Source organism: Mesorhizobium sp. LNHC221B00 (genome assembly GCF_000502935.1).
GTDB classification, from domain to species: Bacteria; Pseudomonadota; Alphaproteobacteria; order Rhizobiales; family Rhizobiaceae; genus Mesorhizobium; species Mesorhizobium opportunistum.
The window spans coordinates 58,160-81,943 of the sequence record NZ_AYWR01000001.1 but is presented as its reverse complement, the minus strand read 5'-3'; the positions used below and the strand labels follow the sequence as shown (position 1 = coordinate 81,943).

At 64.1% G+C, this 23,784-nt stretch carries 21 protein-coding genes; 9 read left to right on the top strand and 12 right to left on the bottom strand.

Going from position 1 to position 23,784, the window contains the following annotated elements:
- Window positions 1–86: 86 nt before the first annotated feature.
- Window positions 87–719, top strand: coding sequence for a class I SAM-dependent methyltransferase (locus X741_RS165785; RefSeq protein ID WP_023775771.1), 633 nt, complete (start codon window positions 87–89; stop codon window positions 717–719).
- Here X741_RS165785 and X741_RS165790 read toward each other — a convergent pair.
- Together X741_RS165790 and X741_RS165795 are read right to left on the bottom strand one after the other, a co-directional pair.
- A complete protein-coding gene (locus tag X741_RS165790; protein WP_023775770.1) occupies window positions 716–3,169 on the bottom strand; it encodes an FAD-dependent oxidoreductase in 2,454 nt (817 codons plus the stop codon). The genes X741_RS165785 and X741_RS165790 overlap by 4 nt on opposite strands.
- On the bottom strand, window positions 3,166–4,053 hold the full coding sequence (locus X741_RS165795; protein ID WP_013891401.1) for a phosphotransferase family protein: 888 nt from the start codon (window positions 4,051–4,053) through the stop codon (window positions 3,166–3,168). Before X741_RS165795 ends, X741_RS165790 begins: the two co-directional genes overlap by 4 nt.
- Before the next feature lie 420 nt (window positions 4,054–4,473).
- Between X741_RS165795 and X741_RS165800 the strand changes: the two genes are divergently transcribed.
- From X741_RS165800 to X741_RS165830, 7 genes are all read left to right on the top strand, one after another.
- The gene (locus X741_RS165800; protein ID WP_023766347.1) at window positions 4,474–5,250 is read left to right on the top strand and encodes a DeoR/GlpR family DNA-binding transcription regulator; all 777 of its coding nucleotides are present in this window, start codon (window positions 4,474–4,476) and stop codon (window positions 5,248–5,250) included.
- A 118-nt stretch (window positions 5,251–5,368) separates the two neighbouring features.
- On the top strand, window positions 5,369–6,280 hold the full coding sequence (locus X741_RS165805) for a LysR family transcriptional regulator (protein WP_023766348.1): 912 nt from the start codon (window positions 5,369–5,371) through the stop codon (window positions 6,278–6,280).
- 139 nt (window positions 6,281–6,419) lie between these two features.
- Window positions 6,420–7,574, top strand: coding sequence for an ABC transporter substrate-binding protein (locus X741_RS165810; RefSeq protein WP_023775769.1), 1,155 nt, complete (start codon window positions 6,420–6,422; stop codon window positions 7,572–7,574).
- 179 nt (window positions 7,575–7,753) lie between these two features.
- Window positions 7,754–8,752, top strand: coding sequence for an ABC transporter ATP-binding protein (locus X741_RS165815; RefSeq protein WP_023775768.1), 999 nt, complete (start codon window positions 7,754–7,756; stop codon window positions 8,750–8,752).
- A gap of 223 nt (window positions 8,753–8,975) precedes the next feature.
- Window positions 8,976–9,941, top strand: a complete 966-nt coding sequence (locus X741_RS165820) for an ABC transporter permease (protein ID WP_023775767.1) — start codon at window positions 8,976–8,978, stop codon at window positions 9,939–9,941.
- Complete coding sequence (locus tag X741_RS165825; protein ID WP_023775766.1) at window positions 9,931–10,746, top strand: ABC transporter permease; 816 nt, start codon at window positions 9,931–9,933, stop codon at window positions 10,744–10,746. The genes X741_RS165820 and X741_RS165825 overlap by 11 nt, the downstream gene beginning before the upstream one ends.
- A gap of 107 nt (window positions 10,747–10,853) precedes the next feature.
- Window positions 10,854–12,281, top strand: coding sequence for a gamma-aminobutyraldehyde dehydrogenase (locus tag X741_RS165830; protein WP_023775765.1), 1,428 nt, complete (start codon window positions 10,854–10,856; stop codon window positions 12,279–12,281).
- A gap of 183 nt (window positions 12,282–12,464) precedes the next feature.
- On the opposite strand, the gene X741_RS165835 is transcribed toward X741_RS165830, so the two are convergent.
- The 10 genes from X741_RS165835 to X741_RS165880 form a co-directional block, all read right to left on the bottom strand.
- Entirely contained in the window at window positions 12,465–12,779 is a 315-nt protein-coding gene (locus tag X741_RS165835; protein WP_023775764.1) for a hypothetical protein, read from the bottom strand.
- Window positions 12,780–12,913: 134 nt separating this feature from the next.
- On the bottom strand, window positions 12,914–13,276 hold the full coding sequence (locus X741_RS165840; protein WP_023766355.1) for a nuclear transport factor 2 family protein: 363 nt from the start codon (window positions 13,274–13,276) through the stop codon (window positions 12,914–12,916).
- Between the two features lie 83 nt (window positions 13,277–13,359).
- Complete coding sequence (locus tag X741_RS165845; protein WP_023775763.1) at window positions 13,360–13,839, bottom strand: carboxymuconolactone decarboxylase family protein; 480 nt, start codon at window positions 13,837–13,839, stop codon at window positions 13,360–13,362.
- Window positions 13,840–13,947: 108 nt separating this feature from the next.
- The gene (locus X741_RS165850) at window positions 13,948–15,501 is read right to left on the bottom strand and encodes an alpha/beta fold hydrolase (RefSeq protein WP_023775762.1); all 1,554 of its coding nucleotides are present in this window, start codon (window positions 15,499–15,501) and stop codon (window positions 13,948–13,950) included.
- 112 nt (window positions 15,502–15,613) lie between these two features.
- Window positions 15,614–15,925: a formate dehydrogenase subunit delta gene (locus X741_RS165855; RefSeq protein WP_013891388.1), complete on the bottom strand. Its 312-nt coding sequence runs from the start codon at window positions 15,923–15,925 to the stop codon at window positions 15,614–15,616.
- A complete protein-coding gene (gene fdhD, locus X741_RS165860) occupies window positions 15,915–16,745 on the bottom strand; it encodes a formate dehydrogenase accessory sulfurtransferase FdhD (RefSeq protein ID WP_023775761.1) in 831 nt (276 codons plus the stop codon). Before fdhD ends, X741_RS165855 begins: the two co-directional genes overlap by 11 nt.
- A gap of 179 nt (window positions 16,746–16,924) precedes the next feature.
- Window positions 16,925–19,837 (bottom strand): formate dehydrogenase subunit alpha, encoded by a 2,913-nt coding sequence (gene fdhF, locus X741_RS165865; protein ID WP_023775760.1) that lies wholly within the window; start codon window positions 19,835–19,837, stop codon window positions 16,925–16,927.
- A gap of 10 nt (window positions 19,838–19,847) precedes the next feature.
- Complete coding sequence (locus X741_RS165870; protein ID WP_023775759.1) at window positions 19,848–21,404, bottom strand: NADH-quinone oxidoreductase subunit NuoF; 1,557 nt, start codon at window positions 21,402–21,404, stop codon at window positions 19,848–19,850.
- Window positions 21,401–21,880 (bottom strand): formate dehydrogenase subunit gamma, encoded by a 480-nt coding sequence (locus X741_RS165875; protein ID WP_023775758.1) that lies wholly within the window; start codon window positions 21,878–21,880, stop codon window positions 21,401–21,403. The genes X741_RS165870 and X741_RS165875 overlap by 4 nt, the downstream gene beginning before the upstream one ends.
- 193 nt (window positions 21,881–22,073) lie before the next feature.
- A complete protein-coding gene (locus tag X741_RS165880; protein ID WP_023775757.1) occupies window positions 22,074–22,973 on the bottom strand; it encodes a LysR family transcriptional regulator in 900 nt (299 codons plus the stop codon).
- A 167-nt stretch (window positions 22,974–23,140) separates the two neighbouring features.
- Between X741_RS165880 and X741_RS165885 the strand changes: the two genes are divergently transcribed.
- Window positions 23,141–23,782, top strand: a complete 642-nt coding sequence (locus tag X741_RS165885) for a DUF47 domain-containing protein (protein ID WP_023775756.1) — start codon at window positions 23,141–23,143, stop codon at window positions 23,780–23,782.
- The last annotated feature ends 2 nt before the right edge of the window (window positions 23,783–23,784 follow it).

Below are 23,784 nucleotides of genomic sequence, written 5' to 3'. Positions count from 1 at the left end.
CGCGGTTATTTCTCGCCGCAACGGTTCCACAATTTTCGCCGTTTGGCTATCATCCGATCGAAGGCAACTCGATCGGGCGAGAAAGCATGACGGACGATAAACACCTGGGCGCGCTCAGCGCAGCCTATGCCGCGACACGGCCCGAGGAAGTGGCGGCGCTGTATGATCGCTGGTCGCAAACCTATGATGCCGACATGTCGGCCGCCGGCTACCGCCATCCGACGATCTGCCTTGCCTTGCTGGCCCGCCATCTGCCGCGCGGCTCAGTCCCGCTGCTCGACGCCGGCGCGGGCACCGGGCTCATCGGCGAATGGTTGAACATTGCAGGCTATCCTGAGGTCGAGGCGCTCGACATCTCGCAAGGCATGCTGGATCAGGCCGCTCGCAAGGGCGTCTATTCGGCGCTGCATTGCCTGGCGCTCGGCGGCGAGCTGCCCTTTGCCGATGATGCCTACGCCGGCATCGTATCGGCCGGCGTCTTCACCTCGGGCCATGTCGGCGTCGAAGGGCTGGACGAACTGATCCGCATCTGCCGCCCGGGCGGCATCATCGTGCTGACGGTCAAGAACACGCTCTGGGATCAAGGCTTTGCCGCGCGCATCGCCGAACTCGAGGCGCAAGGCCTCGTCACCCGCGTCGAGGAAACGCGGCCTTACGTCTCCATGCCTGGCGAGGCCGACACCGTGCCCAGCCGCGGTCTTGCGCTGCGCGTCAACTAGGCCTTCACTCGCCCCGCTGCCGGATCGTACATCGGCTCGAGATGGATTTTGGCAGGCGCCCGCTCCATGGCCACGACCAGTTCATAGTCGCCCGAGGCGAGAAAATCGTCGCTCACCCCATCGGCGTTGCGCACATAGCCGTAGCCGATGTTCTTGCCCAGCGTGTAGCCATAGCCGCCGCTGGTCAGATAGCCGACCGGCTCGCCATTGCGCAGGATGGTCTCGCGTCCGAGCAGCACGATGTCGGGATCATCGACCGTGAAGCCGGCAAAGCGCTTCTTCAATGCCGTGCCGTTGGCCTTCTCCAGCGCGCGCCGGCCGACAAAATCGGTGTTCTTGCGCAGCTTGACCGCCCAGCCGAGCCCGGCTTCCTGCGGCGTGTCGTTGGGCGTGATGTCGGAGCCCCAGGCGCGATAGCCCTTTTCCAGCCGCAGCGATTCCAGCGCGCGATAGCCGACAGGGCGGATGCCGTGCCTCTTGCCGGCCGCCATCAGCGCGTCGAAGACTTCGCCGGTGGCGGCGATCGGTACGTGCAACTCCCAGCCGAGTTCGCCGACATAGGTGACGCGCAACGCCCGTACCGTGTGGCCGGCAATGGCAATTTCACGGACATGGCCGAACGGGAATGCTGTGTTCGACACGTCCGCATCGGTCACGCCAGCCAGCACGTCGCGCGCCCGGGGTCCCATCAGCGAGAGCGTGCCGAAATCCTCGGTGACATCGGCAAGTGTGGCATCGAGGCCCTCGCCAATATGGTCGCTGATCCACGAGGCATCGTGGGTGCGGAACCCGGTGCCGGTGACGATGTAGAATGTCTCCTCGGCCAGCCGCGCAACGGTCAGGTCGGCCTCAATGCCGCCGCGCGTGTTGAGAAGCTGGGTGTAGGTCAGCCGGCCGGCCGGCTTGCTGACGTCGTTGGCGCAGATCCAGTCCAGCGCCTTCGCCGCGTCAGGTCCGCTCAACTCGTATTTGGCGAAGGACGATTGGTCGAAAATACCGACCTTTTCACGCACATGCCGGTGTTCGTCGCCGACCGCCGCGAACCAGTTCTGCCGGCCCATGGAATAGATGTCCCGCGGTTCGACCCCCTCTGGCGCGAACCAGTTCGGCCGTTCCCAGCCGAGCTTCGAGCCGAACACGGCCTGCCGCTGTTTCAGCCGCTCATAAAGCGGCGAGACGATGCGCGGCCGACCGCTGGCATACTCCTCATGCGGGAAGCCGATCGTGTAGTGCTTGCCATAGGCTTCCAGCGTGCGGTCGCACACCCATTGCCGGTCGCGATGCAAGTTGGAAAAGCGCCTGATGTCGACCACCCACAGGTCGAGCGGCGCCTCGCCATCGACCACCCACTGCGCCAGCACCCAGCCGGCACCGCCGCCGGACGCGATGCCGAACGCGTTGAAGCCGGCGCCGACGAACATGTTGGCGCATTCCGGTGCCGTGCCGAGGATGAAATTGCCGTCCGGCGTAAAGCTCTCCGGCCCGTTGATCATCTGCTTGACGCCGACGGTTTCCAGCGCCGGCACGCGCGCGATCGCCTGCGTCATGTGCTGCTCGAAATGATCGTAGTCGTCGTCGAACAGCCGGAATTCCCAATCGTCGGGCACGTCGCCGCCGGGCAGATCGGTCCTCCAGGCCTGCGGATTGGGCTCGTAGCCGCCCATCACCAGCCCGCCGACCTCCTCCTTGAAATAGGTGCGGCGGTCGGGGTCGCGGATTGTCGGCGCGTCGGTCGCCAGGCCAGCGATCTTCTCGGTGATGATGTACTGGTGCTTCACCGGCTGCAGCGGCACGTTGATGCCGGCCATCGCGCCGACCTGCCGCGCCCACTGCCCGGCACAGTTCACCACCTTGTCGCAGGCAATGTCGCCCTTGTTGGTCTTCACCGTTGTGATGCGGCCGTCCTTCATCTCGAAACCGGTGACGCGCACATCCTCGTAAAGCTTCGCGCCATGCATGCGCGCGCCCTTGGCCAGCGACTGCGTGATGTCCGAGGGGCTCGCCTGGCCATCGGTCGGCAGCCAGGAGGCGCCGACGAGATCGCCGGTTTCCATCAGCGGCCACATCGCCTTGACCTCCGCCGGCGACAAAAGCTGCATGTCCATGCCGAAGCTTTTCGCCGTCGTCGCCAGCCTTTTGTATTCGGTCCAGCGGTCGGCATTGGTCGCGAGCCGCAGGCAGCCGGTCATCTTCCAGCCGGTGGCAAGGCCGGTTTCGGCCTCCAGCCCCTTGTAGAGCTCGACCGAGTATTTGAGCACGCGCGTGATCGAGGCCGACGAGCGCAATTGCCCGACCAGGCCGGCGGCGTGCCAGGTCGAGCCCGAGGTCAGCTTGCCTTGCTCGAGCAGCACCACGTCGGCCTTGTGATCGCGCGCTAGATGATAGGCCGTCGAACAGCCGATGATGCCGCCGCCGATGACGACGATCGCGGCATGGCCAGGCAATGTCATGATTTCAGGATCCCGTATTTTGTCCGGTAGTTTTCCAGCGCCGCGTCGAGCCGCACCAGGTTTTCCTCGGTATAGGCGACGTAGTCGATGCCCGGCGCGTCGAGATAGAGTTCCGACACCATGCTCCACATCGCCTCGCGCAGCAGCGAGGCGCATTGCATGGCCGCGTGCGAGCGGCGGATCGCCTCGTCCGGCTCCTTCATGAAATAGGCGGTCAGGAAGGCGAAGGATTCCTCGTCGCTCATGCCGGCATTCGAGGCAACGCCGGAAAGGTCGAACATGGCCGTGTTGAAACCGGCATATTCGAAATCGATCAGCCACAGCCTGTTGCCGTCGTCGAGAATGTTGGCCGGCAACAGATCGTTGTGGCCAAAGACGATCGGCAGCAGTTTCTGAGCGCGCTCCAGTTCGTCCGCCAGTGTCAGCAGGTGCGGCAGTTCGCTGCGCTTGCGGCTGCCGCCTTCCTCCAGCGTACGTGCATAATCGCGGATGACGTGGAACACCCAGAACATGAAGCCGGCGCCGGAGATATGGTTGGGCATCTCCCGGTGGAAACCGCGCATCAGGGCCGCGACCCGGCCAAGATTGGCGCGCACATCGTCGGCCAGATAGGTCCTGGCTCCAAGATACGCCGTCACCATGATCCCCGGTTCTGCATAGTGCACCGCCGGCGCGAAACCGGCGGCGTGCGCGGCCCGCGCGGTCATCACCTCGCGCTCGCGGAAGACATGGTGGAAGGGATAGTCCTGGCCGAAGCGCACGACATGCCGTCCCGCGGCGTCGCTGACCACATAATTGGCGTTGCTCAGGCCGCCGGGCAGCGGGGCGATCTCGATGGCCCCGGTCCAGCAGGGCAGGGCACGGATGCGGTCTTCTGCAATCACGGAGCTATCCCTGGTTTGTGGCCTGGTTTGCTGGTTTCGACGAGGCGCTACGGGCAGCGCGACGACAGCGGGGAAAAACGCGGATAATCTCGTCGGTGCGGGACGCCAGGATCGGTATCCCGCACCGCACCGACGAGCCCCGTGGCCGGGTTTTTGAGCCCGGCATCCGCCCCCGCGGATCTGAAAATTCCTTGCGCCAGCCACATGCCAAGCTGTCTGGCTCTGCGAGTTCCGGCTCTGCCATCGCCCTCCCGTTGCAGCTCCGAACCCTCTGACATTGAATTTCACGCCAAGGTTGCTCGGCTGTCAACAAAAAGATGTGACCTTTTTTGGGTATTTTGCCCGAAATGAAGGGACAGTTCCTTTAAAACCGCTTCAATTACCTTAGAATCGGTCAAAGTTCTGAACCCGGGAAACCAGATGGTCCATTCGAAACGCCACGGCGAAATCCTGCGGCTGCTGCAGGAGGAGGGCACCGTCACCATCGCCAGCCTCGCCGACCGGCTGGGCGTTTCACTCGAAACCGTGCGCCGCGACGTCAAGCCGCTCACCGGCGACGGCTCGGTCCTGAAGATGCATGGTGCCATCGGCCTGCCTTCGATGGTCGGCGAAGCGCCTTTCGAACGGCGCATGCGCGAGAATGCCGATGCCAAGCGCGTCATTGCCCGCATGGTCGCCGCCACCATCCGCGACGGTGAATCGATCATGCTCGACACCGGCACCACGACCTCGTTCCTGGCGCGGGAATTGCTCGGCCACCGGCGGCTGACGGTCGTCACCAATTCGTCCGACATCGCCCGCACGCTGGCCACCATCAACGGCAACAAAGTCTATATGGCCGGTGGCGAGTTGCGCAGCGATTCCGGTGCCGCCTTCGGTGCCTCGGCCATCGAGTTCGTCAGCCGTTTTTCAGTCAGCCACGCCGTCATCTCCACCGGCGCCGTCGACGCGGTGACGGGCGTCATGGATTACGATCTGGACGAGGCCGAATTCGCCCGCATGGTGCTGTCGCGCGGCCAGCGCTCGCTTGTTGTCACCGACCACACGAAATTCGGCCGTCAGGGCCTGGTCCAGGTCTGCGGCTTCGATGGCTTTTCCGAACTCGCCACCGACCGCTCGCCGCCACGTGACATTGCCGCCGCCCTCGCGCAGGCCGGCGCGCGGCTCAGCGTCGCCGGCGACGCCGCCGGGTTCTGATCCGGCCAATGCCTTTTGACGACTAGGCCTGGACGACCAGGCCTGTTGACGACTGGGCCTGTTGACGATCGGCCGACCAGCACTTCCCACAGCCGCTTGCGCCGTGTTTAGTCCGGCCATGGCTTTCACCATCCGCCAGTTGCAGTTCTTCATTGCCGTCGCCGAGCAGGGCACTGTCTCGGGCGCGGCACAGAACCTCTCCATTTCGCAATCGTCGGTCACCGAGGCGATCAAGGAGCTCGAAAGCGATCTCGGCGTCGAACTGTTCGAACGCCATCCGCGCGGCCTCAACATCACCCACAAGGGCCATCAGTTCCTGCGCCACGCGACGAAGATCCTCGCCGACGTTTCCGATGCCCGCCGCTCCTTCTCCGGCGAGCAGGCCGCGACCGGCGGGCGGCTGCAGCTCGGCGTCACCTCGCTGGTCGCCGGCTATGTGCTGTCGGATCTGCTTTCCCGCTACCGCCGCGCCTATCCGGGCGTCGAGGTCTCGGCCATCGAGGACAATGGCGACTACCTCGAGCATCTCCTGATCGGCGGCAAGCTCGACATTGCCGTCATGGTCACGTCCAATTTGCGCGACCGCACCGCCCTGCAATCGGAAATCCTCGAGGTCTCGGCCTATCGCTTGTGGCTGCCGCTCGGCCATCCGCTCGCCGGCGCCGACATCATCGGCATCGGCGACATCGCCTCCGAGCCGCTGATCATGCTCACCGTCGATGAGATCGAGGAGAACACCGGCAAGCTGCTGACGGCGATCGGCGCCAGGCCGCATGTCGCCTTCCGCACTCGTTCCGTGGAAGCCGTGCGCAGCCTGGTCGCCACCGGCGCCGGCGTGGCGCTGCTGCCCGACCTTGTCTACCGCCCATGGTCGCTGGAAGGCGACCGCATCGAATCGCGTGATATCTCCGGCTCCTTGCCGGTGGTGCAGGTCGGCATGGTCTGGCGGCGTGGCTCAGGCCTGCCGCAGGCGGCGCGCGATTTCATCGGGCTTGCCCAGTCGCAGCGGATGGTCCGCCAGCGCCTCTGATCCAGCAGTGCCAGCTATCGGAAAAACCGATACCGCCCTTCTGATAAATGAATTTGCGAAACCGGAGTTTTCCGAGCACTTTCCGTACAGGGAACAAAGCCGTCACAGCAGCGCGGCCCCTCAAAATGGGAGATCGACGATGAATTCATTCCTGAAGTCATGCACGGCGCTGACGGTCGCGCTGGCCTTCTCCGGTCAGGCCATCGCCCAGGTCAAGGAACTCGGCAAGGGCGAAGGCGAAGTCAACATCGTTGCCTGGCCGGGCTATATCGAGCGCGGTGAGACCGACAAGGGCTATGACTGGGTCGCCGCCTTCGAGAAGGAAAGCGGCTGCAAGGTCAACGTCAAGACCGCCAACACCTCGGACGAGATGGTCTCGCTGATGAACGAGGGCGGTTTCGACCTCGTCACGGCTTCGGGCGATGCGTCGCTGCGCCTCGTCGCCGGCAAGCGCGTGCAGCCGATCAACACCGATCTCATCCCGAGCTGGAAGGCGGTCGACGACCGGCTCAAGGACGCGCCCTGGTTCACCGTCGACAAGGTCCACTATGGCGTCCCCTATCAGTGGGGACCGAACATCCTGATGTACAACACCGAGGTCTTCAAGGAAGCGCCGAAGAGCTGGAACGTCGTCTTCGAGGAGATGAAGCTGCCCGACGGCAAATCCAACAAGGGCCGCGTCCAGGCCTATGACGGACCGATCCACATCGCCGACGCCGCCAACTATTTGATGTTCCACAAGCCGGAACTCGGCATCAAGGATCCCTACGAGCTCAACGAAGACCAGTACAAGGCAGCCCTCGACCTGCTGCGCGTGCAGCGCACGCTGGTCGGCCGCTACTGGCACGATGCCGCCATCCAGGTCGACGACTTCCAGAACGAAGGCGTCGTCGCCTCGGGTTCATGGCCGTACCAGGTCAACACGCTGGTCGCCGCCAAGAAGCCGGTCGCCTCGACCGTGCCGGAGGAAGGCGTCACCGGCTGGGCCGACACCACCATGATGGAAGCCGACGCGGCCCACCCGAACTGTGCCTATATGTGGCTCGAACATTCGCTGTCGCCCAAGGTGCAAGGCGACGTCTCGGCCTGGTTCGGATCGCTCCCCGTGGTGCCCGCCGCCTGCAAGGGCAACGAGCTGCTCGGCGAGGAAGGCTGCAAGACCAACGGCTACGACAATTTCGACAAGATCAAGTTCTGGAAGACGCCGGTCTCGAAATGCGCCACCCAGAACAACCAGTGCGTACCCTACTATCGTTGGGTGTCCGACTATATCGGCGTCATCGGCGGGCGGTGAGTTCTCTTACCCTCCCCCTCGTGGGGAGGGTCGACGCGCAGCGTCGGGGTGGGGGCCTGTCCGATAGGTCCGCGCCATCACCCCCACCCGCGGCTTCGCCGCGACCTCCCCCATCGAGGGGGAGGTGAAGCGGCGCGTGAATTCGTCCTTGTTTGACCCGGCAAAACAGACTGGCAGCCATGACATCAGCCGTTTCCTTCCAGAAGGTTTCCCGCCATTTCGGCAGCGTTCGCGCCGTCGACGCGGTCGATCTCGACATCGTGCCGGGCGAGTTCTTCGCCATGCTCGGGCCGTCGGGTTCGGGCAAGACCACGTGCCTGCGGCTGATCGCCGGCTTCGAGCAGCCGACTGCGGGTTCGATCTCGATCTTCGGTGAGCGCGCCGAGGGCATTCCGCCCTACCGTCGCAACGTCAACACCGTGTTTCAGGATTATGCGCTGTTCCCGCATCTCAACGTGCTCGACAATGTCGCCTACGGGCTGATGGTCAAGGGTGTCGGCAAGGCTGGGCGGCACAAGGCGGCTGAGGAAGCGCTGACGCTGGTGCGGCTGCCCGGCTATGGCGCCCGCCGCCCCGGCCAGCTTTCCGGCGGCCAGCGCCAGCGCGTCGCGCTTGCCCGCGCGCTGGTCAACCAGCCCAAGGTGCTGCTGCTCGACGAGCCGCTCGGTGCGCTGGACCTGAAATTGCGCGAGAACATGCAGGAAGAGCTGAAGTCGCTGCAGAAGGCGCTCGGCATCACCTTCGTCTTCGTCACCCACGACCAGGGCGAGGCGCTGTCGATGGCCGATCGCGTCGCCGTCTTCAATGACGGCAAGATCATGCAGATCGGCACGCCGGAGGACATCTACCAGCGGCCGAAGACGCGCTTCGTCGCCGATTTCGTCGGCTCGTCCAACGTGCTGCCGCCGGATTTCGTCCAGCGCTATTCCGGCCAGCACCGCTGGGGCAGCCTGCGCCCCGAATCCATTCGTGTCGGCCGCGCCGCAAGCGGCGAAGGCGTCGCCGCACGACTGGTCTCGACCAACTATCTCGGCGCCACCACCAGGCTGGCGCTCGATGCCGACGGCTTGAAGCTGCATGCCATCGTGCCGGCCGGCGCGGCCCTCCCAGCGGAAGGCGACGCCGTGGTGCTGACCTTCAACCGCGAGCACCTGCATCTGATGGATGAGCCGGCATGAGGAAGGTTTGCGCTAGGCGCCCCCCTCTGTCCTGCCGGACATCTCCCCCTCAAGGGGGGAGATTGGCTGCCATTTCGGGTTTCGCCAGCTTCCAACGTCGCAGGACTGGCGCGGCCGAGAAATTGCCAATCTCCCTCCTTGAGGGGGAGATGTCCGGCAGGACAGAGGGGGGCGACGTAGAGCGCGGCTTCTCGCATAATCCCCTTCAACACAGAGTGGCGTCATGACCATCGTCGCCCTCAATGCCAATCCCGCCCCCGCCATCCTGCCCGGCAGCGGCGGCTTGCGTGGCGCGCTGTCGGACCTGTTCTGGCGCCGGCCGCAACTCCTGCTGCTCCTCATGCTGCTGCCGCCAGTGCTGTGGCTCGGCATCGTCTATATCGGCTCGCTGTTCGCCCTTCTGGCGCAAAGCTTTTTCTCCATCGACGAGTTCTCCGGCCTCATCAATCGTGAGTTCACGCTGAAGACCTATGGCGACCTGCTTCAGGCCGCCAATCTCGACATCATACTGCGTACGGTGACCATGGCGGCACTGGTTACGCTCGCCTCGGCCGTCGTCGCCTTTCCGATCGCCTACTATGCCGCGCGTTATGCGCGCGGCCGCTGGAAGGCGCTGTTCTATCTCGGCGTCATGCTGCCGCTGTGGTCGAGCTACCTGGTGAAGATCTATGCCTGGAAGCTGATCCTGGCCAAGGAAGGCATCCTCACCTGGCTGCTCGCCAAGCTGCATTTGCTGTGGCTGCTCGATGCCTGGCTGTCGTTGCCGGTCGTCGGCGGCAACTCGCTGTCGGTGTCGTTCACCGGCACTTTCATCGTCTTCGTCTATGTCTGGCTGCCCTTCATGATCCTGCCGGTTCAGGCGGCGCTCGAACGCGTGCCCGGCAATCTGGTCGAGGCCTCGTCCGATCTCGGCGCCTCACCCGGCCAGACCTTCCGCAACGTGCTGTTCCCGCTGGCGTTGCCCGGCATTGTCGCCGGCTCGATCTTCACCTTCTCGCTGACATTGGGCGACTACATCATCCCGCAGATCATCGGCACCTCGCGGCTGTTCATCGGCCAGGCCGTCTATTCGCAGCAGGGCACCGCCGGCAACATCCCGCTCGCCGCCGCCTTCACCGTGGTGCCCATCGTCATCATGGGCTTCTATCTCTGGAGTGCCAAGCGCATGGGGGCTTTCGATGCGCTCTGACCGTGGTCAATCGGCTCCGCTCGGCCTGAAGATCGCCGCCGCCTGCGGTCTGCTTTTCCTGCATCTGCCGATCCTGCTGATCTTCGTCTACGCCTTCACCACCGAAGAGAAGAGCTTCGTCTGGCCGCCGCCCGGGCTCACCATGCAGTGGTTCGCCGTCACCTGGAACCGGCCCGATGTCTGGGAAGCACTGTCGCTTTCGGTGCGTGTCGCCGCCATCTCGACCGCGATTGCTTTGATCCTCGGCACGCTCTGCGCCGCCGCGGTGTCGCGGACCAAATTCTTCGGCCGCGAGACCATCTCGCTGCTGGTCATCTTGCCGATCGCCTTGCCCGGTATCATCACCGGCATCGCACTGCGCTCGGCCTTCGCGCTCGCCGAGATTCCCTTCTCGTTCTGGACGATCGTGCTCGGCCACGCCACCTTTTGCGTGGTCGTCGTCTACAACAACGCGGTCGCCCGTTTCCGGCGCACCTCCGGTTCGATGATCGAAGCGTCGATGGATCTCGGCGCCGACGGTTTCCAGACCTTTCGGCATGTCGTGCTGCCCAACATCGCCACCGCGCTGCTTGCCGGCGGCATGCTGGCCTTCGCGCTTTCGTTCGACGAGGTCATCGTCACCACCTTCACCGCCGGCCAGCAGCAGACGGTGCCGATCTGGATGCTGGAGGAGCTGATCCGTCCGCGCCAGCGCCCGGTCACCAATGTCGTGGCCATGGTCGTTGTGTTGGTGACGCTGCTGCCCATCCTGTTTGCCTATTACCTGACCCGCGACGGCGACCAGATCGCCGGAAGCGGGAAATGAAACAGCGAATAGGGAGTAGCCAAGTGAGTAGTAAGTAGTAAGTAGTGAGTATACTCACTACTCACTACTCACTACTCACTACTCACTTCCGTCCAAGGAGGAACCCAATGGACACCCAGATGCTGATCGGCTCGAAATTCGAGAAGGGCACGGACGCCGAGGAGCCGATCCTCAATCCGAAGACCGGGGCGACCATCCTCAACCTGCCCGAGGCCAGCCAGGCGCAGATCGAGGCAGCGGTATTGGCGGCCGAACAGGCGTTCGTCTTGTGGTCGCGCACCACGCCGGCGCAGCGCTCGGGTTATCTGCTCAAGATCGCCGACCGTATCGAAGCCGAAGCCAGGGAATTCGCAACTCTCGAAGCCCTGAACTGCGGCAAGCCGGTCAATTCCGTGCTCAATGACGAGATTCCGGCGATCGTCGACTGCTACCGCTTCTTTGCCGGCGCTGTCCGCTCGATGCCCGGTGTCGTCGCCGGCGAATATCTGCCTGGCCACACCTCCATGGTGCGGCGCGATCCGATCGGCATCGTCGCCTCGATCGCGCCCTGGAACTATCCGCTGATGATGATGGCCTGGAAGGTCGCGCCGGCCATCGCCGGCGGCAACACCGTCGTCTTCAAGCCGTCTGAGCAGACGCCGCTGACGGCACTCAAGCTGGCGAAAATCCTGGCCGAGATCCTGCCTGAAGGCGTCGTCAATGTCGTGCTCGGCCGTGGCGACAGCGTCGGCAACACGCTGATCAACCACCCCAAGATCAACATGATCTCGATTACCGGCGACGTCGCCACCGGCAAGAAGGTGCTGCAAGCCGCCGCCAAGTCGGTCAAGCGCACGCATCTGGAGCTCGGCGGCAAGGCGCCGGTCATCGTCTTCGACGACGCGGACCTTGGCTCCGTCGTCGCAGGCCTGCGCGCCTTCGGCTATTACAATGCCGGCCAGGACTGCACCGCCGCCTGCCGCATCTATGCCGGCAAGAAGATCTACGACAAGCTCGTCGCCGATCTCTCGTCGGCCGTGTCGACCATCAAGTACAATCTATCAGACGATACCGAGAACGAGATCGGGCCGCTGATCTCACGCCGCCAGCGCGACCGCGTCTCGAGCTTCGTCGAGCGCGCCTCGGAACTGAAGCATATCGAGATCACCACGGGCGGAAAGCCGGGCGAGGGCACCGGCTTTTACTATCAGCCGACCGTTGTTGCCGGCGCGCTGCAGGAGGACGAGATCGTGCGCCGAGAAGTCTTCGGCCCGGTCGTCTCGGTCACTCGGTTCACGGAAGTCGACGAGGCGGTGGGCTGGGCCAATGACAGCGACTACGGCTTGGCGTCGTCCGTGTGGACCAAGGACGTCTCGCGCGCCATGGCGACGGCCGCCCGCCTGCAATATGGCTGCACCTGGATCAACACCCACTTCATGCTGACCAACGAGATGCCGCATGGCGGGCTGAAGCAGTCCGGCTACGGCAAGGACATGTCGCTCTATGCCTTGGAGGACTATACCGCGGTGCGCCACGTGATGGTGGCGCATGGGTAGTAGCGCTTCTACCTCTCCCCCTGTGGGAGAGGTCGGATTGCCCCGATTTGCCCTTCGCAAATCGGTTGGCAATCCGGGTGAGGGGTAGCTTGGCGCCAAGCTGGAACACCCCTCATCCGTCTCGACGCTGACGCGTCGATCCACCTTCTCCCGCAAGGGGAGAAGGAAGGTCGAGCGTAATCACTACTCCACGATGCGATAGATGTTCCACAGGCTGGTGCCCGACACGACATAGGGCTCCATCTCCTTGCCCCATTTGGCATGCGCGTCGATCTTGCCGATCTTGGCGAAGAACGCTTCCAGCTGGGCCAGGCTCTCGACCTGGTGGTGTGACTCGACCGTCGCTTCCCGGGCGCCGATCGATCCGGTCATGATCTGGAATTGCAGGTCGGCGAGGCCGACCTGCGAGCCGATCTCGCGTTCCCATTTCTTGAGCAGTTCGAGCACGGTCTGCTTGTGTCCGAACTTGGCGTCGATCTGCCATCTGGCGCTGAACATCTTCTTCTCCTCCTGGTTGCGGCCAAGGCATGGTCCCGAAAAGTGGTGTTCGGTTTTCGGGAAAAGATCATGCTCCAGCACTGAAACAGAGCTCCATCCCGATTTGAATCGGGATGGCCAGCTCCGCGGTTGATCTACTCGTCCCAGGCCTGCACGACGGTCTGCCGTGCGATCTGCCCGTTTTTCAGCTCCAGCATCGCGGCGGCGAACACCTTGGTGCCGTCCGGATAGGAGCAGGCCTGGGTGAAGGCCAGGCTGTCGCCGTTGGCGATGGTGGTGTCGACCTTGTGGGTCATGGCCCGGCTGCAGATGTCGTCCCAGAACGTCGTGATCGCTGCGCGCCCGCGGATTTCGCGTGGCTTGCTCGGCGGGTTGTTGCGGTCGATCACCCGCACCAGCGCATCGTCGGCGTAGAAGCTCGACAGCATCTTTCCATCGCGGCCTTCGATCGCCTTCTTGATCGCCGCGCCGTCCACTGTGTGAGTCTTGGTCAGCATTTTACCCTCCATGTGCCCGTCTACCCGATCGGGCGGTTGATGCTTGGAAGCACGGCCCGTCGATCATCGACGGGCCGTGTTTTTCACTGCGACTTCGCCTTCACGGCTGCGAACACGTCGTCGGTCTGCTTCTTGAAAGTCGCCAGATCGACCTGGCTGCCGTTGAGGATCGTCGACCAGTGGCGCACGATCGCCGCCATTGCGATCGTCTCCTTGATCTCCTCGTCGCTCGCGCCGTTGAGCCTGGCAGCCTCTGTGTGGAAATAGATGCAGTACTGGCAGGGGATCTGCGCGGCGACCGCAAGGCCCATCAGTTCCTTGGTCTTGCCGTCCAGCGCGGTGTTGGGGTTGAGCTGCACCCCCTTGATCTCGGCCCAGGCGCCGGCGATGGCGACGTCGGGCAGCGTCTTGAACATGTCAGGCACCGAACCGAGCGTTGCCTCGATGTCCTTGTAGGCGGCCGCCGCCGATGCATCCTCGGCTCTCGCGGGAGAGATCGTGAACAGCGCGCCAATGCCTGCCGCTATCACGAGTGATCTGACATTCAGCTTTGACTTGAGCATTTCATCCTCCGTTCGCAGCGCCTTCCTGGCAATACCCGTCTGGCCTGCATGGGGACATTGATAGCCCTTACTTCGGCCCCGGCGCTTCGCCCGAAAGCGCCATGGCTCTCATGGCCCGTCCGGGCCAGCGTGCCTGACGGAAAATGCCGCTGCCGCGGCTCGCGAGGGTAGGTCGAGCTTGAGCAATATATTGGCGACGTGGCGCTTGACCGTGTGCTCGCTCAGCCTGAGTTCGGCGGCGATCGCGGCATTGCTCTTGCCGTCGGCGATCAGATTCACGACTTCGCTCTCGCGCACCGTCAGCGAGGCCGGCTCGGCCGCTTTGACCTTGGGACGGCAGGCCGGCTCCAGATGCTGTTCGGACGTCGCGAGCACAAGCGCCAGCGGCTCGTCCAGCTCATCGATGCTGACACGCCCCGCTTCGACGAAGTGAAGTCCCGAGCCGACCGCCAGGTCGGCGACCAGCCGCGACGCGAGTATGTCGCCGCGCCCGGCGTGAGCGGCGAGCTGAATGGTCACGCGGCCCGTCAATCCTATGGGAGGGCCGCGCGTCTCGATCTCGCCGACATGCGCGCCCTGTGCGCTTGCCACGCCGATCTGCTGCGCCGCGTCGCGCAACGCCGCCGCGCAGCGCAAGGCACGCCCGGGTCCATCGAAGCGTGAAATCATCATCTCGCCGTGTATATCCACGCAGCGCCCGCCATGGCGTCCGACAAGCGTCCGCCACGTTTCGTGGAAATGCTGGCTGCGTTCGCTCCACATCCGGTCGCCAAGCCGCGCCGTATCGTAGATACGTGTCACCAGAAGCGCCGCCAGAACGCGCTCCGCCTCCGCCACCGCGCGCTCGCCGGTCAGGAACTCCTCGATCAGGTCGGCCACCCGGTCGACATCGCCGGTCCAGATCGGATGGTCGCGCCCCGGGATTTCGACCAGCCGCGCATTGGAGATCTTCCTGGCCAGGAAGCGGCTGGCGTCGGGATCGACCCGGACGTCGTTGCGGCGATGGATCAGCAGCGTCGGCGCGCCGATCGCCGCCAGCACGCCGCGTATGTCGATCTCGGCGTTCATCCGCGCCAGTGCCGCCGCCGCGGTCGGGCTCGCCGACAGGCGCTCGAAGCGCGCCCACCAGGTTGAAAAACGGGCGTCGTCAACCCGGCCCGGCGCGAAATGGGGCAAGGTGGCGCCGGTGCCCCAGGCCGTCTCGGCCATCTCGATGAAGGCGTCGAGGCGCTCCGGCGGCATCACCCATTTGTGGAAATGCGCATAGCCGCCATAGAGCGCCAAAGCCCGTGTCCGCTCCGGATAGGTGGCGGCGAACAGCATGGCCATCGGCGCGCCTTCGGAAGCGCCGAGCAGCGCGGCACGCCCACTGCCGGCCGCATCCATCACCGCGCGCACATCGTCCATGCGGGTTTCCAGGCTGGGCAGGTTATGGACATCGACACGGTCGGAAAGGCCCGTGCCGCGCTTGTCGAACATGATCAACCGCGAGAACGCCGAAAGCCGCTTGAGCAACCGGCTGTAGCCCTCGTCATCCCAGTGCAGGTCGAGGTTGGAAATGAAGCCTGGCACGAAGACGAGATCGAACGATCCTTGGCCGACCACCTGATAGGCGATCCGCACCTCGCCACTGAGGGCATATCGGGTCGCGATCGGCCTCACGAGTTTTCCGCCCGGCCTGACGATTTCTGATCGTCAACCATAGCAGAGCCGCGCCGCTTGCGGCAGCTTAAACTTTAGCAAGCAGAAATATAAGCCTGCGCGGCTCCTGCGGCTATTTTTGTGAGGCGGCGATGTCGGCCGGGGAGGCCTTCAATCCCAGCTTGAGATCGGCCTCGGCCGGCGAGATCGGCCGCTTGATCCTGGCGGAAGCGACCACGACGAGTTCGTCGAAGCCTTCGCCGCCACTGTCCAGCATCTCGAAGAACTGCCGCCGCATCCTGGGTTCCCAGAATTTGTTGATGTGCTCGGCGACGCCCGCGACACCCTCTTCGCGCGGCCTGGAATGAAAAAAGGCCGCGATCTGGTTGGCCATGCGCACCAGCTTCTCGCTGGTGCTCGTGATGTGGTCTTCGTCATGCGACATGCTGGGCAACTCCCAAGACCACCCGGTCAGGGTGGGTGAAAACATCGAAATCATCGCCGCGCACCAGCGCCACCAGCGTCATGCCGGCCTCTTGCGCCGTGCGGATGGCAAGTGCGGTCGGCGCCGAGACGGCGATGATGAAGGCGGAACCGATCGCCGCCGTCTTCTGCACCATCTCGACCGAGACACGGCTGGTCACCACGACGGCGCCCGTCGAACCGTCGATGCCGGCCTTGGCCAGAGCGCCGGCCAGCTTGTCCAGCGCATTGTGGCGGCCGACATCCTCGCGCGCCATGACGACGTCCTTGCCCGGAACGTAGAAACCGGCGGCATGCACGGCTCCGGTCTCGGCATGCAGCGGCTGCACTTTCGACAAGAGCTTCACGGAGCGCACGACGTCGTTCGCATCAAGCGTAAGTTTTGACGCACCAACCGCGTCGACGGAGCGCATGGCTTCCTCGATGGATTCGATGCCGCAAAGCCCGCAGCCGACCGGCCCGGCAAGCCGGCGCCGCCGCGCCTCGAAGCGCGTGTTGGCCTGGTCCTTCAGCCGGATCTGGATATCGATGCCGGCGCCATGATCCTCGACCTCGATCGCCTCGATTTCCTCAGGCGCGGCGATAATGCCTTCGGTGAGCGAGAAGCCGAGCGCGAAATCCTCGAAATCGGCCGGGCTCGCCATCATCACCGCATGGGTGGTGCCGGCGAACGAGAATGCCACCGGCGTCTCCTCCGGAACCATGCGGTTGGCCGCGACAGTGCCACTGGCGCGGTGCGCCAGGCGAGAGATTTGCGTAATGGCTTGACGTTTGCGGGTCACGCGCCCCCCTCTGGCCTGCCGGCCATCTCCCCCTCAAGGGGGGAGATTGGCAGCTTGGCCGATATCACCCACTTTTCGACGTTGGCGATTGGCGAAAGGCGGTGCGCCATCCAATCTCCCCCCTTGAGGGGGAGATGGCCGGCAGGCCAGAGGGGGGCGCCTCGCCGAGACACCAAACCCTACTCCGCCGCTTCCAACTTCGCGATACGGCGGCTGTTGCGCGCTTGCTCGTCGTAATCGCGCTGCCAGTCCGACGGCCCATTGGAGGCGCCGACCTGAACCGCCGTCACCTTGTACTCCGGACAGTTCGTCGCCCAGTCGGAGAAGTCGGTGGTGATGACATTGGCCTGCGTGTCCGGATGGTGGAAGGTCGTATAGACCACGCCCGGCGACACCCGATCGGTGATCAGCGCCCGCAGCGTCGTCTCGCCAGAGCGGCTGGTCAGCCGCACCCAGTCGCCATCGCGCAGGCCACGGTTCTCGGCATCGTGCGGATGGATCTCCAGCCGGTCTTCCGAGTGCCACATGACGTTTTCGGTGCGCCTTGTCTGCGCCCCGACATTGTACTGGCTGAGGATGCGGCCGGTGGTGAGCAGCAGCGGGAAGCGCGGCCCGGTCCGCTCGTCCGTCGCCACATATTCGGTGCGGATGAACTTGCCCTTGCCGCGCACGAAGCCGTCGACATGCATGATCGGTGTGCCGAGCGGTGCCTTCTCGTTGCAGGGCCATTGCACGGATCCGACACGGTCGAGCAGCCCGAACGAGACACCGGCGAAGCTCGGCGTCGTCTGGGCGATTTCGTCCATGATCTCAGAGGGATGCTGGTAGTTCCAGTCGAGCCCGATCGCGCGGGCAAGCTCCTGCGTCGCTTCCCAGTCGGCGTAGCGTGCCTTCGGCTCCAGAACCTTGCGCACCATGTTGATGCGGCGCTCGGCATTGGTGAAGGTGCCGTCCTTCTCAAGGAAGGTCGAGCCCGGCAGGAAGACATGCGCGTAATTCGCCGTCTCGTTGAGGAACAGGTCGTGCACGACTACGCATTCCATGGCCGCCAGGCCGGCGGCGACATGCTTGGTGTCGGGGTCGGACTGCAGGATGTCCTCGCCCTGGATGTAGATGCCTTTGAAGGAGCCGTCGACGGCGGCATCCAGCATGTTGGGAATGCGCAGGCCAGGCTCGTCGTCGAGCTTCACGCCCCACAGGCTCTCGTAGATGTCGCGCACGGCGTCGCCCGAGATATGGCGATAGCCCGGCAGTTCGTGCGGGAAAGAGCCCATGTCGCACGAGCCCTGCACGTTGTTCTGGCCGCGCAGCGGGTTAACGCCGACGCCCGGCCGTCCGATATTGCCGGTCGCCATGGCGAGGTTGGCGATCGCCATAACCGTGGTCGAACCCTGGCTGTGCTCCGTCACGCCGAGTCCGTAATAGATCGCGCCGTTGCCACCGGTGGCATAGAGACGCGCGGCACCCCGGATCAGCTCGGGATCGACGCCGGACAATTTGCCGACGGTTTCAGGGCTGTTTTCCGGCAAGGCGACGAAGGACGCCCAGTCCTGGAATTCCGTCCAGTCGCAGCGTTCGCGGATGAAGGCCTCGTTGAACAGGCCTTCCGTGACGATGACATGCGCCAGCGCCGTCAGCACCGCCACATTGGTGCCGGGCTTCAGCGGCAGGTGATAGTCCGCTTCGATATGCGCCGACTTGACCATCTCGGTGCGGCGCGGATCGAGCACGATCAGTTTGGCGCCCTGGCGCAGCCGCTTCTTCAGCCGCGAGGCGAACACCGGGTGCGCCGAAGCCGGATTGGCGCCGATGATGACGGCGACGTCGGTGTAATCGACGGAATCGAAATCCTGCGTGCCGGCCGAGGTGCCATAGGTCTGGCCGAGCCCATAGCCGGTCGGCGAATGGCAGACGCGCGCGCAGGTGTCGACATTGTTGTTGCGGAAGCCCTGGCGTACCAGCTTCTGCACGAGATAGGTCTCTTCGTTGGTGCAGCGCGACGAGGTGATGCCGCCGATGGATGTGCGTCCGTATTGATACTGGATGCGGCGGAATTCCTTGGCCGTATGGGCGATCGCCTCTTCCCAGCTCACCTCGCGCCAGGGATCGCTGACCTTCTCGCGGATCATCGGCGACAGGATGCGGTCCTTGTGGGTGGCGTAGCCATAGGCGAAACGGCCCTTCACGCAGGAGTGGCCATGGTTTGCCTTGCCCTCCTTGTAGGGCATCATGCGAATGACTTCGTCGTCCTTGACTTCGGCCTTGAACGAGCAGCCGACGCCGCAATAGGCGCAGGTGGTGATGGCCGAGCGCTCCGGCAGGCCCTTGGCAAGCACGGTCTTCTCGCGCAGCGCATCGGTCGGGCAAGCCTGCACGCAGGCGCCGCAGGACACGCATTCGGAAGCGATGAAGTCCTCATGCATGCCGGCGACCATGCGCGATTCGAAACCGCGGCCCTCGATCGTCAGCGCGAAGGTGCCTTGCACTTCCTCGCAGGCGCGCACGCAGCGCGAGCAGACGATGCATTGCGCCGGATCATAGGTGAAATAGGGATTGGATTCATCGCGGGCGATGTAGTCGACCGCAAGCGAGCCATGGCCGGGCGCAACGCCGTCTTCCTGCTTGACGTGATTGCGGCCCTCGACGCCGTAGCGGTTCTCGGCCAGGCCGACCGACTTCGCCACCGCGTCGAACTCGCTGGCGCCGGTTCCGGCCTTCTCGTTCCAGCCGGTCGGATGGTCGGAGACATAGAGTTCCATGACGCCGCGGCGAATGGCGTCGAGCCGCTCGGATTGCGTCTTGACCACCATGCCTTCGCCGACCGGCGTCGTGCAGGATGCCGGCGTGCCGCCGCGCCCTTCGATCTCGACCAGGCAGACGCGGCAGGAGCCGAACGAGTCCAGCATGTCGGTGGCGCAGAGTTTCGGGATCTCGACCCCGCCTTCCATCGCCGCGCGCATGATCGACGTGCCTTCCGGCACGCTGATGCTGCGGCCGTCGACGGTCAGCGTGACCTGCTTTTGCGCCTTCGATTCCGGGGTTCCGTAATCGAGTTCTTCGATGAGTGTCGGGAAGTCGGCCTTGATGTTCATCTGCCAGCTCCTATTCAGCAGCCACGCGCGCGGGCGCCGGCTTGAAATCCTCGGGGAAATGGGTGATCGAACTCATCACCGGGTAGGGCGTGAAGCCGCCCAGCGCGCAGAGCGATCCGAACTTCATCGTGTTGCAGAGGTCGGTGACCAGAGCGAGGTTCTTTTCCGGTTCGATGCCGGCGGCGAGCCTGTCGATGGTCTCCACCCCGCGCGTCGAACCGATGCGGCAAGGGGTGCACTTGCCGCAGCTTTCGATGGCGCAGAACTCCATGGCGAAGCGCGCCTGCTTCAGCATGTCGGCGGTGTCGTCGAAGACGGTGATGCCGGCATGGCCGATCAGCCCGTCACGCTTGGCGAATTCTTCGTAGTCGAACGGGGTGTCGAACAGCGCGCGCGGGAAATAGGCGCCGAGCGGGCCGCCGACCTGAACGGCCTTCACCGGCCGGCCGGTGGCCGTGCCGCCGCCGATATCGTCGACGATCTCGCCCAGCGTCAGGCCGAAGGCGGTTTCGAACAGGCCGCCATTCCTGACGTTGCCGGCAATCTGGATCGGGATCGTGCCGCGCGAGCGGCCCATGCCGAAATCCTTGTAGAAGGCGGCGCCCTTGTCCATGATGACCGGGACGGAGGCCAGCGAGATGACGTTGTTGATCACCGTCGGCTTGCCGAACAGGCCCTGGATGGCCGGCAGCGGCGGCTTGGCGCGCACCACGCCACGCTTGCCTTCGAGGCTATTCAAGAGCGAGGTTTCCTCGCCACAGACATAGGCGCCGGCTCCGACGCGGATCTCCATGTCGAAGGCGTTGGGCGAGCCCAGCACGTTGACGCCGAGCACGCCGGCCTTGCGGGCGACCTCGACGGCCTTGTTCACGACAGCCACCGCATGCGGATATTCCGAGCGGATATAGACGAAACCCTTGGTCGCGCCGGTGGCGATGCCGGCGATCGTCATGCCTTCGATCAGCACGAAGGGGTCGCCTTCCATGATCATGCGGTCGGCGAAAGTGGCGCTGTCGCCCTCGTCGGCGTTGCAGACGATGTATTTGCGGTCACCCGTCGTATCCAGCACTGTCTTCCACTTGATGCCGGTCGGGAAGCCTGCGCCGCCGCGGCCGCGCAGGCCGGACTCCGTCACCTGTTTGACGATTTCGGCGGGCGCCATGGCCACCGCGTTCTGCAGGCCCTTCAGTCCGCCGAGCGCTTTATAGGCATCGAGCGACAGCGGGTCGTTGATGCCGCAGCGCGCGAAGGTCAGCCTGGTCTGCTTGCCCAGGAAGGGGATCTTGTCCGGCGAGCCCAGCCAGCGCTTGTGATGGCCGCCGGTGAGGAAGCCGCCGTCGAACAGGCTCTTGACGTCGGAAGCCTTTACGGGACCGTAGGCGACGCGGCCGTTGGCGGTCGCGACCTCGACCATCGGTTCGAGGAAATAGGCGCCCCGTGAGCCGTTGCGCACGATCTTGGCTTCGATCCCGCGCTCGGCGAGCTCCGCGCGGACCGCCTTGGCGACCTTTTCGGCGCCCAGCGCCAGCGCGCCGGAATCGCCGGGGATGTAGATGCGGGGGATCATGAGCGCACCTCGGCGACGATCTCGTCGATCTTGTCGTCGTCAAGCCGTCCTATCACCTCGCCGTCGAGCATTGCCGAAGGCGAACAGGCGCAAAGCCCGAGGCAATAGACGGGCTCGAGTGTAACCGATCCGTCGCGTGTGGTCTCATGGAAATCGATGCCGAGCAGCTGCTTGACCTTGGCGGCGACAGCATCCGAGCCCATCGACTGGCAGGCTTCCGCCTGGCAAAGCTTGAGCACATGCCGGCCGGCCGGCCGGGCACGAAAATCATGATAGAAGGTCACGACGCCATGCACCTCCGCCCTGGAGAGGTTCAGCCCGTCGGCGATGACGGGCAGCACATCATGCGGCACATGGCCGAATTCCTCCTGGATGCCGTGCAGGATCGGCAGCAGCGGGCCTTCGAGGCCTTTCAACTCCTGGACGATCGCGGCCGTGCGCGATGCAATTTCGGTATTTGCAGGCTGCATCGTCATGCAGCGCCCTCCCTGGTCGTGGCTTTCCTATGCATGTCGCCCAAAAATGCGAAGCGGTGTTGGGGCAACGACATGCATAAGGCGCAAAATCGCTAAGTGCTTAAGAAATCAGAGGAAACCTCCGAAATCAATAAAGCGGTTTCGTCGTTCGATAGAAATTTTCTATCAAGCGTCTTCTCACGGCATTCCTAGCCTAGCGATGGGCGCGGAAATCGTCTGCCAGCGCCATTGCCTCGTCCAGCAGCGCCTGCACCAGCGGCGTGTGCGGCTCGCGCGGCGCCGCCACCAGTCCGACGGTATGGCTGGCATCCGGTTCGACGATCGGAATGGCCCGGATCGGCTCCGAAAAGCCGAATGTTTCCGCGAGGTTGAGCGGCATGATCGATGACCATTTGCCGGTCCGGATATGCGAGAACAGCACGATCATAGAGTTGGATTCCAGCGTCGGCCGCACCTGTACGCCGGCTTCCGCCAGATGCTGGTCGATGATGCGCCGGTTCTGCATGTCCGGCGTAAGCAGGCAAAGCGGCAGATGGCTGATCTCGGCCCACGTCACTTTGTCGCGGTCGGAATAGGGATTTCCGACCGCCGTGATCAGCTGGTAGCGCTCGTCATAGAGCGGCACGCTGGTCACCCGCCCAAGGGGCTCGTTGTCGAGATAGGTGATGCCGGCATCGACATCGAAATTGCCGAGCAGCGTCAGCACCTCGATCGACGTCCGCGACAGGACGGAAAAAGTGACGCCGGGATGCTTTTCGCGGAACGGCGTCGTCAGCCGCGCCACCATGGCCAGCGCCGTCGGGACGGCGGCGATGCGGATGCGGCCGGCAAGGCCGTGGCGCGCCGCGCGCATTTCCTCGCGCATGATCCTTGAGTCGCCAACGATGCGTCGCGCCCAAACCAGCACCTGCTTGCCTTCCGGCGTCAGGCCCTGGAAGCGCGAGCCGCGCAGCACCAGCATGACGCCGAGCTGGCCTTCCAGCTGCTTGATTCCGGCCGAAAGCGTCGGCTGGGTGACACCGCACACTTCCGCCGCCCGGCCGAAATGCTCTTCTTTGGCCAGCGCGATGAAGAATTCGAGTTTGTCGATCATGCCATCCTTCCGGTCGTCACACAGGCTCGGGCAATTTGTCCTTTGCCGCAAGCGATATGCATAACGCTCCGCATCCACATCTTTTCAGCCGGCTTACGGTTTCCCGCGGCGCCATGCGGCGCTATGTCAGTAAAACGGTCGTGAACCGGCCGGGATGGGAGACTGACATGCTGGGCTGGTTCCGCAAGCTGCTGCCGCGCGAAGATCGCTTCTTTGATCTGTTCGAGCGGCATTCCCGCACGGTGGTCGGCGGCGCGGAGGCGCTGCAGCTCCTCCTCCAGGGCAAGGATATCGATCGCTGGTGCCAGAAGATCGTCGATCTCGAGGACGAGGCCGACCACATCACCGCCGAAGTCCTGCTTGCCGTGCGGCGCTCCTTCATCACGCCTTTCGATCGCGGCGACATCAAGGACCTGATCCAGTCGATGGATGATGCCATCGATATGATGCACAAGACGGTCAAGACGGTAAGACTGTTCGAAAAGAAGGAATTCGACCCGCTGATGCAGGAAATGGGTGGCGTCATTGTCGCTGCCGCCAAGCTGGTGGCCGAGGCGATCCCGCTGCTCGCCAAGGTCGGCACCCACACGGTGCGCCTCAACGCCATCGCCGAAGAAGTCATGCGCGTCGAAAGCCGGGCCGATGATCTGCATGAGCAGGGGCTGAAAGACCTGTTCAGGAAACACGGCAGCAGCGACCCTATGGCCTATCTGATCGGCAGCGAGATCTATGGCCAGCTCGAGAAGGTGGTCGACCGTTTCGAGGACGTCGCCAACGAGATCAGCGGCATCGTCATCGAGAACGTCTAGGC

What these genes read in the sequence shown, in the direction of transcription:
- X741_RS165785 (WP_023775771.1), top strand. Translation starts at nt 87, where the DNA reads ATGACGGACGATAAACACCTGGGCGCGCTCAGCGCAGCCTATGCCGCG.
- X741_RS165790 (WP_023775770.1), bottom strand. Translation starts at nt 3,169, where the DNA reads ATGACATTGCCTGGCCATGCCGCGATCGTCGTCATCGGCGGCGGCATC.
- X741_RS165800 (WP_023766347.1), top strand. Translation starts at nt 4,474, where the DNA reads ATGGTCCATTCGAAACGCCACGGCGAAATCCTGCGGCTGCTGCAGGAG.
- X741_RS165805 (WP_023766348.1), top strand. Translation starts at nt 5,369, where the DNA reads ATGGCTTTCACCATCCGCCAGTTGCAGTTCTTCATTGCCGTCGCCGAG.
- X741_RS165810 (WP_023775769.1), top strand. Translation starts at nt 6,420, where the DNA reads ATGAATTCATTCCTGAAGTCATGCACGGCGCTGACGGTCGCGCTGGCC.
- X741_RS165815 (WP_023775768.1), top strand. Translation starts at nt 7,754, where the DNA reads ATGACATCAGCCGTTTCCTTCCAGAAGGTTTCCCGCCATTTCGGCAGC.
- X741_RS165820 (WP_023775767.1), top strand. Translation starts at nt 8,976, where the DNA reads ATGACCATCGTCGCCCTCAATGCCAATCCCGCCCCCGCCATCCTGCCC.
- X741_RS165825 (WP_023775766.1), top strand. Translation starts at nt 9,931, where the DNA reads ATGCGCTCTGACCGTGGTCAATCGGCTCCGCTCGGCCTGAAGATCGCC.
- X741_RS165830 (WP_023775765.1), top strand. Translation starts at nt 10,854, where the DNA reads ATGGACACCCAGATGCTGATCGGCTCGAAATTCGAGAAGGGCACGGAC.
- X741_RS165835 (WP_023775764.1), bottom strand. Translation starts at nt 12,779, where the DNA reads ATGTTCAGCGCCAGATGGCAGATCGACGCCAAGTTCGGACACAAGCAG.
- X741_RS165840 (WP_023766355.1), bottom strand. Translation starts at nt 13,276, where the DNA reads ATGCTGACCAAGACTCACACAGTGGACGGCGCGGCGATCAAGAAGGCG.
- X741_RS165845 (WP_023775763.1), bottom strand. Translation starts at nt 13,839, where the DNA reads ATGCTCAAGTCAAAGCTGAATGTCAGATCACTCGTGATAGCGGCAGGC.
- X741_RS165855 (WP_013891388.1), bottom strand. Translation starts at nt 15,925, where the DNA reads ATGTCGCATGACGAAGACCACATCACGAGCACCAGCGAGAAGCTGGTG.
- fdhF (WP_023775760.1), bottom strand. Translation starts at nt 19,837, where the DNA reads ATGAACATCAAGGCCGACTTCCCGACACTCATCGAAGAACTCGATTAC.
- X741_RS165870 (WP_023775759.1), bottom strand. Translation starts at nt 21,404, where the DNA reads ATGATCCCCCGCATCTACATCCCCGGCGATTCCGGCGCGCTGGCGCTG.
- X741_RS165875 (WP_023775758.1), bottom strand. Translation starts at nt 21,880, where the DNA reads ATGACGATGCAGCCTGCAAATACCGAAATTGCATCGCGCACGGCCGCG.
- X741_RS165880 (WP_023775757.1), bottom strand. Translation starts at nt 22,973, where the DNA reads ATGATCGACAAACTCGAATTCTTCATCGCGCTGGCCAAAGAAGAGCAT.
- X741_RS165885 (WP_023775756.1), top strand. Translation starts at nt 23,141, where the DNA reads ATGCTGGGCTGGTTCCGCAAGCTGCTGCCGCGCGAAGATCGCTTCTTT.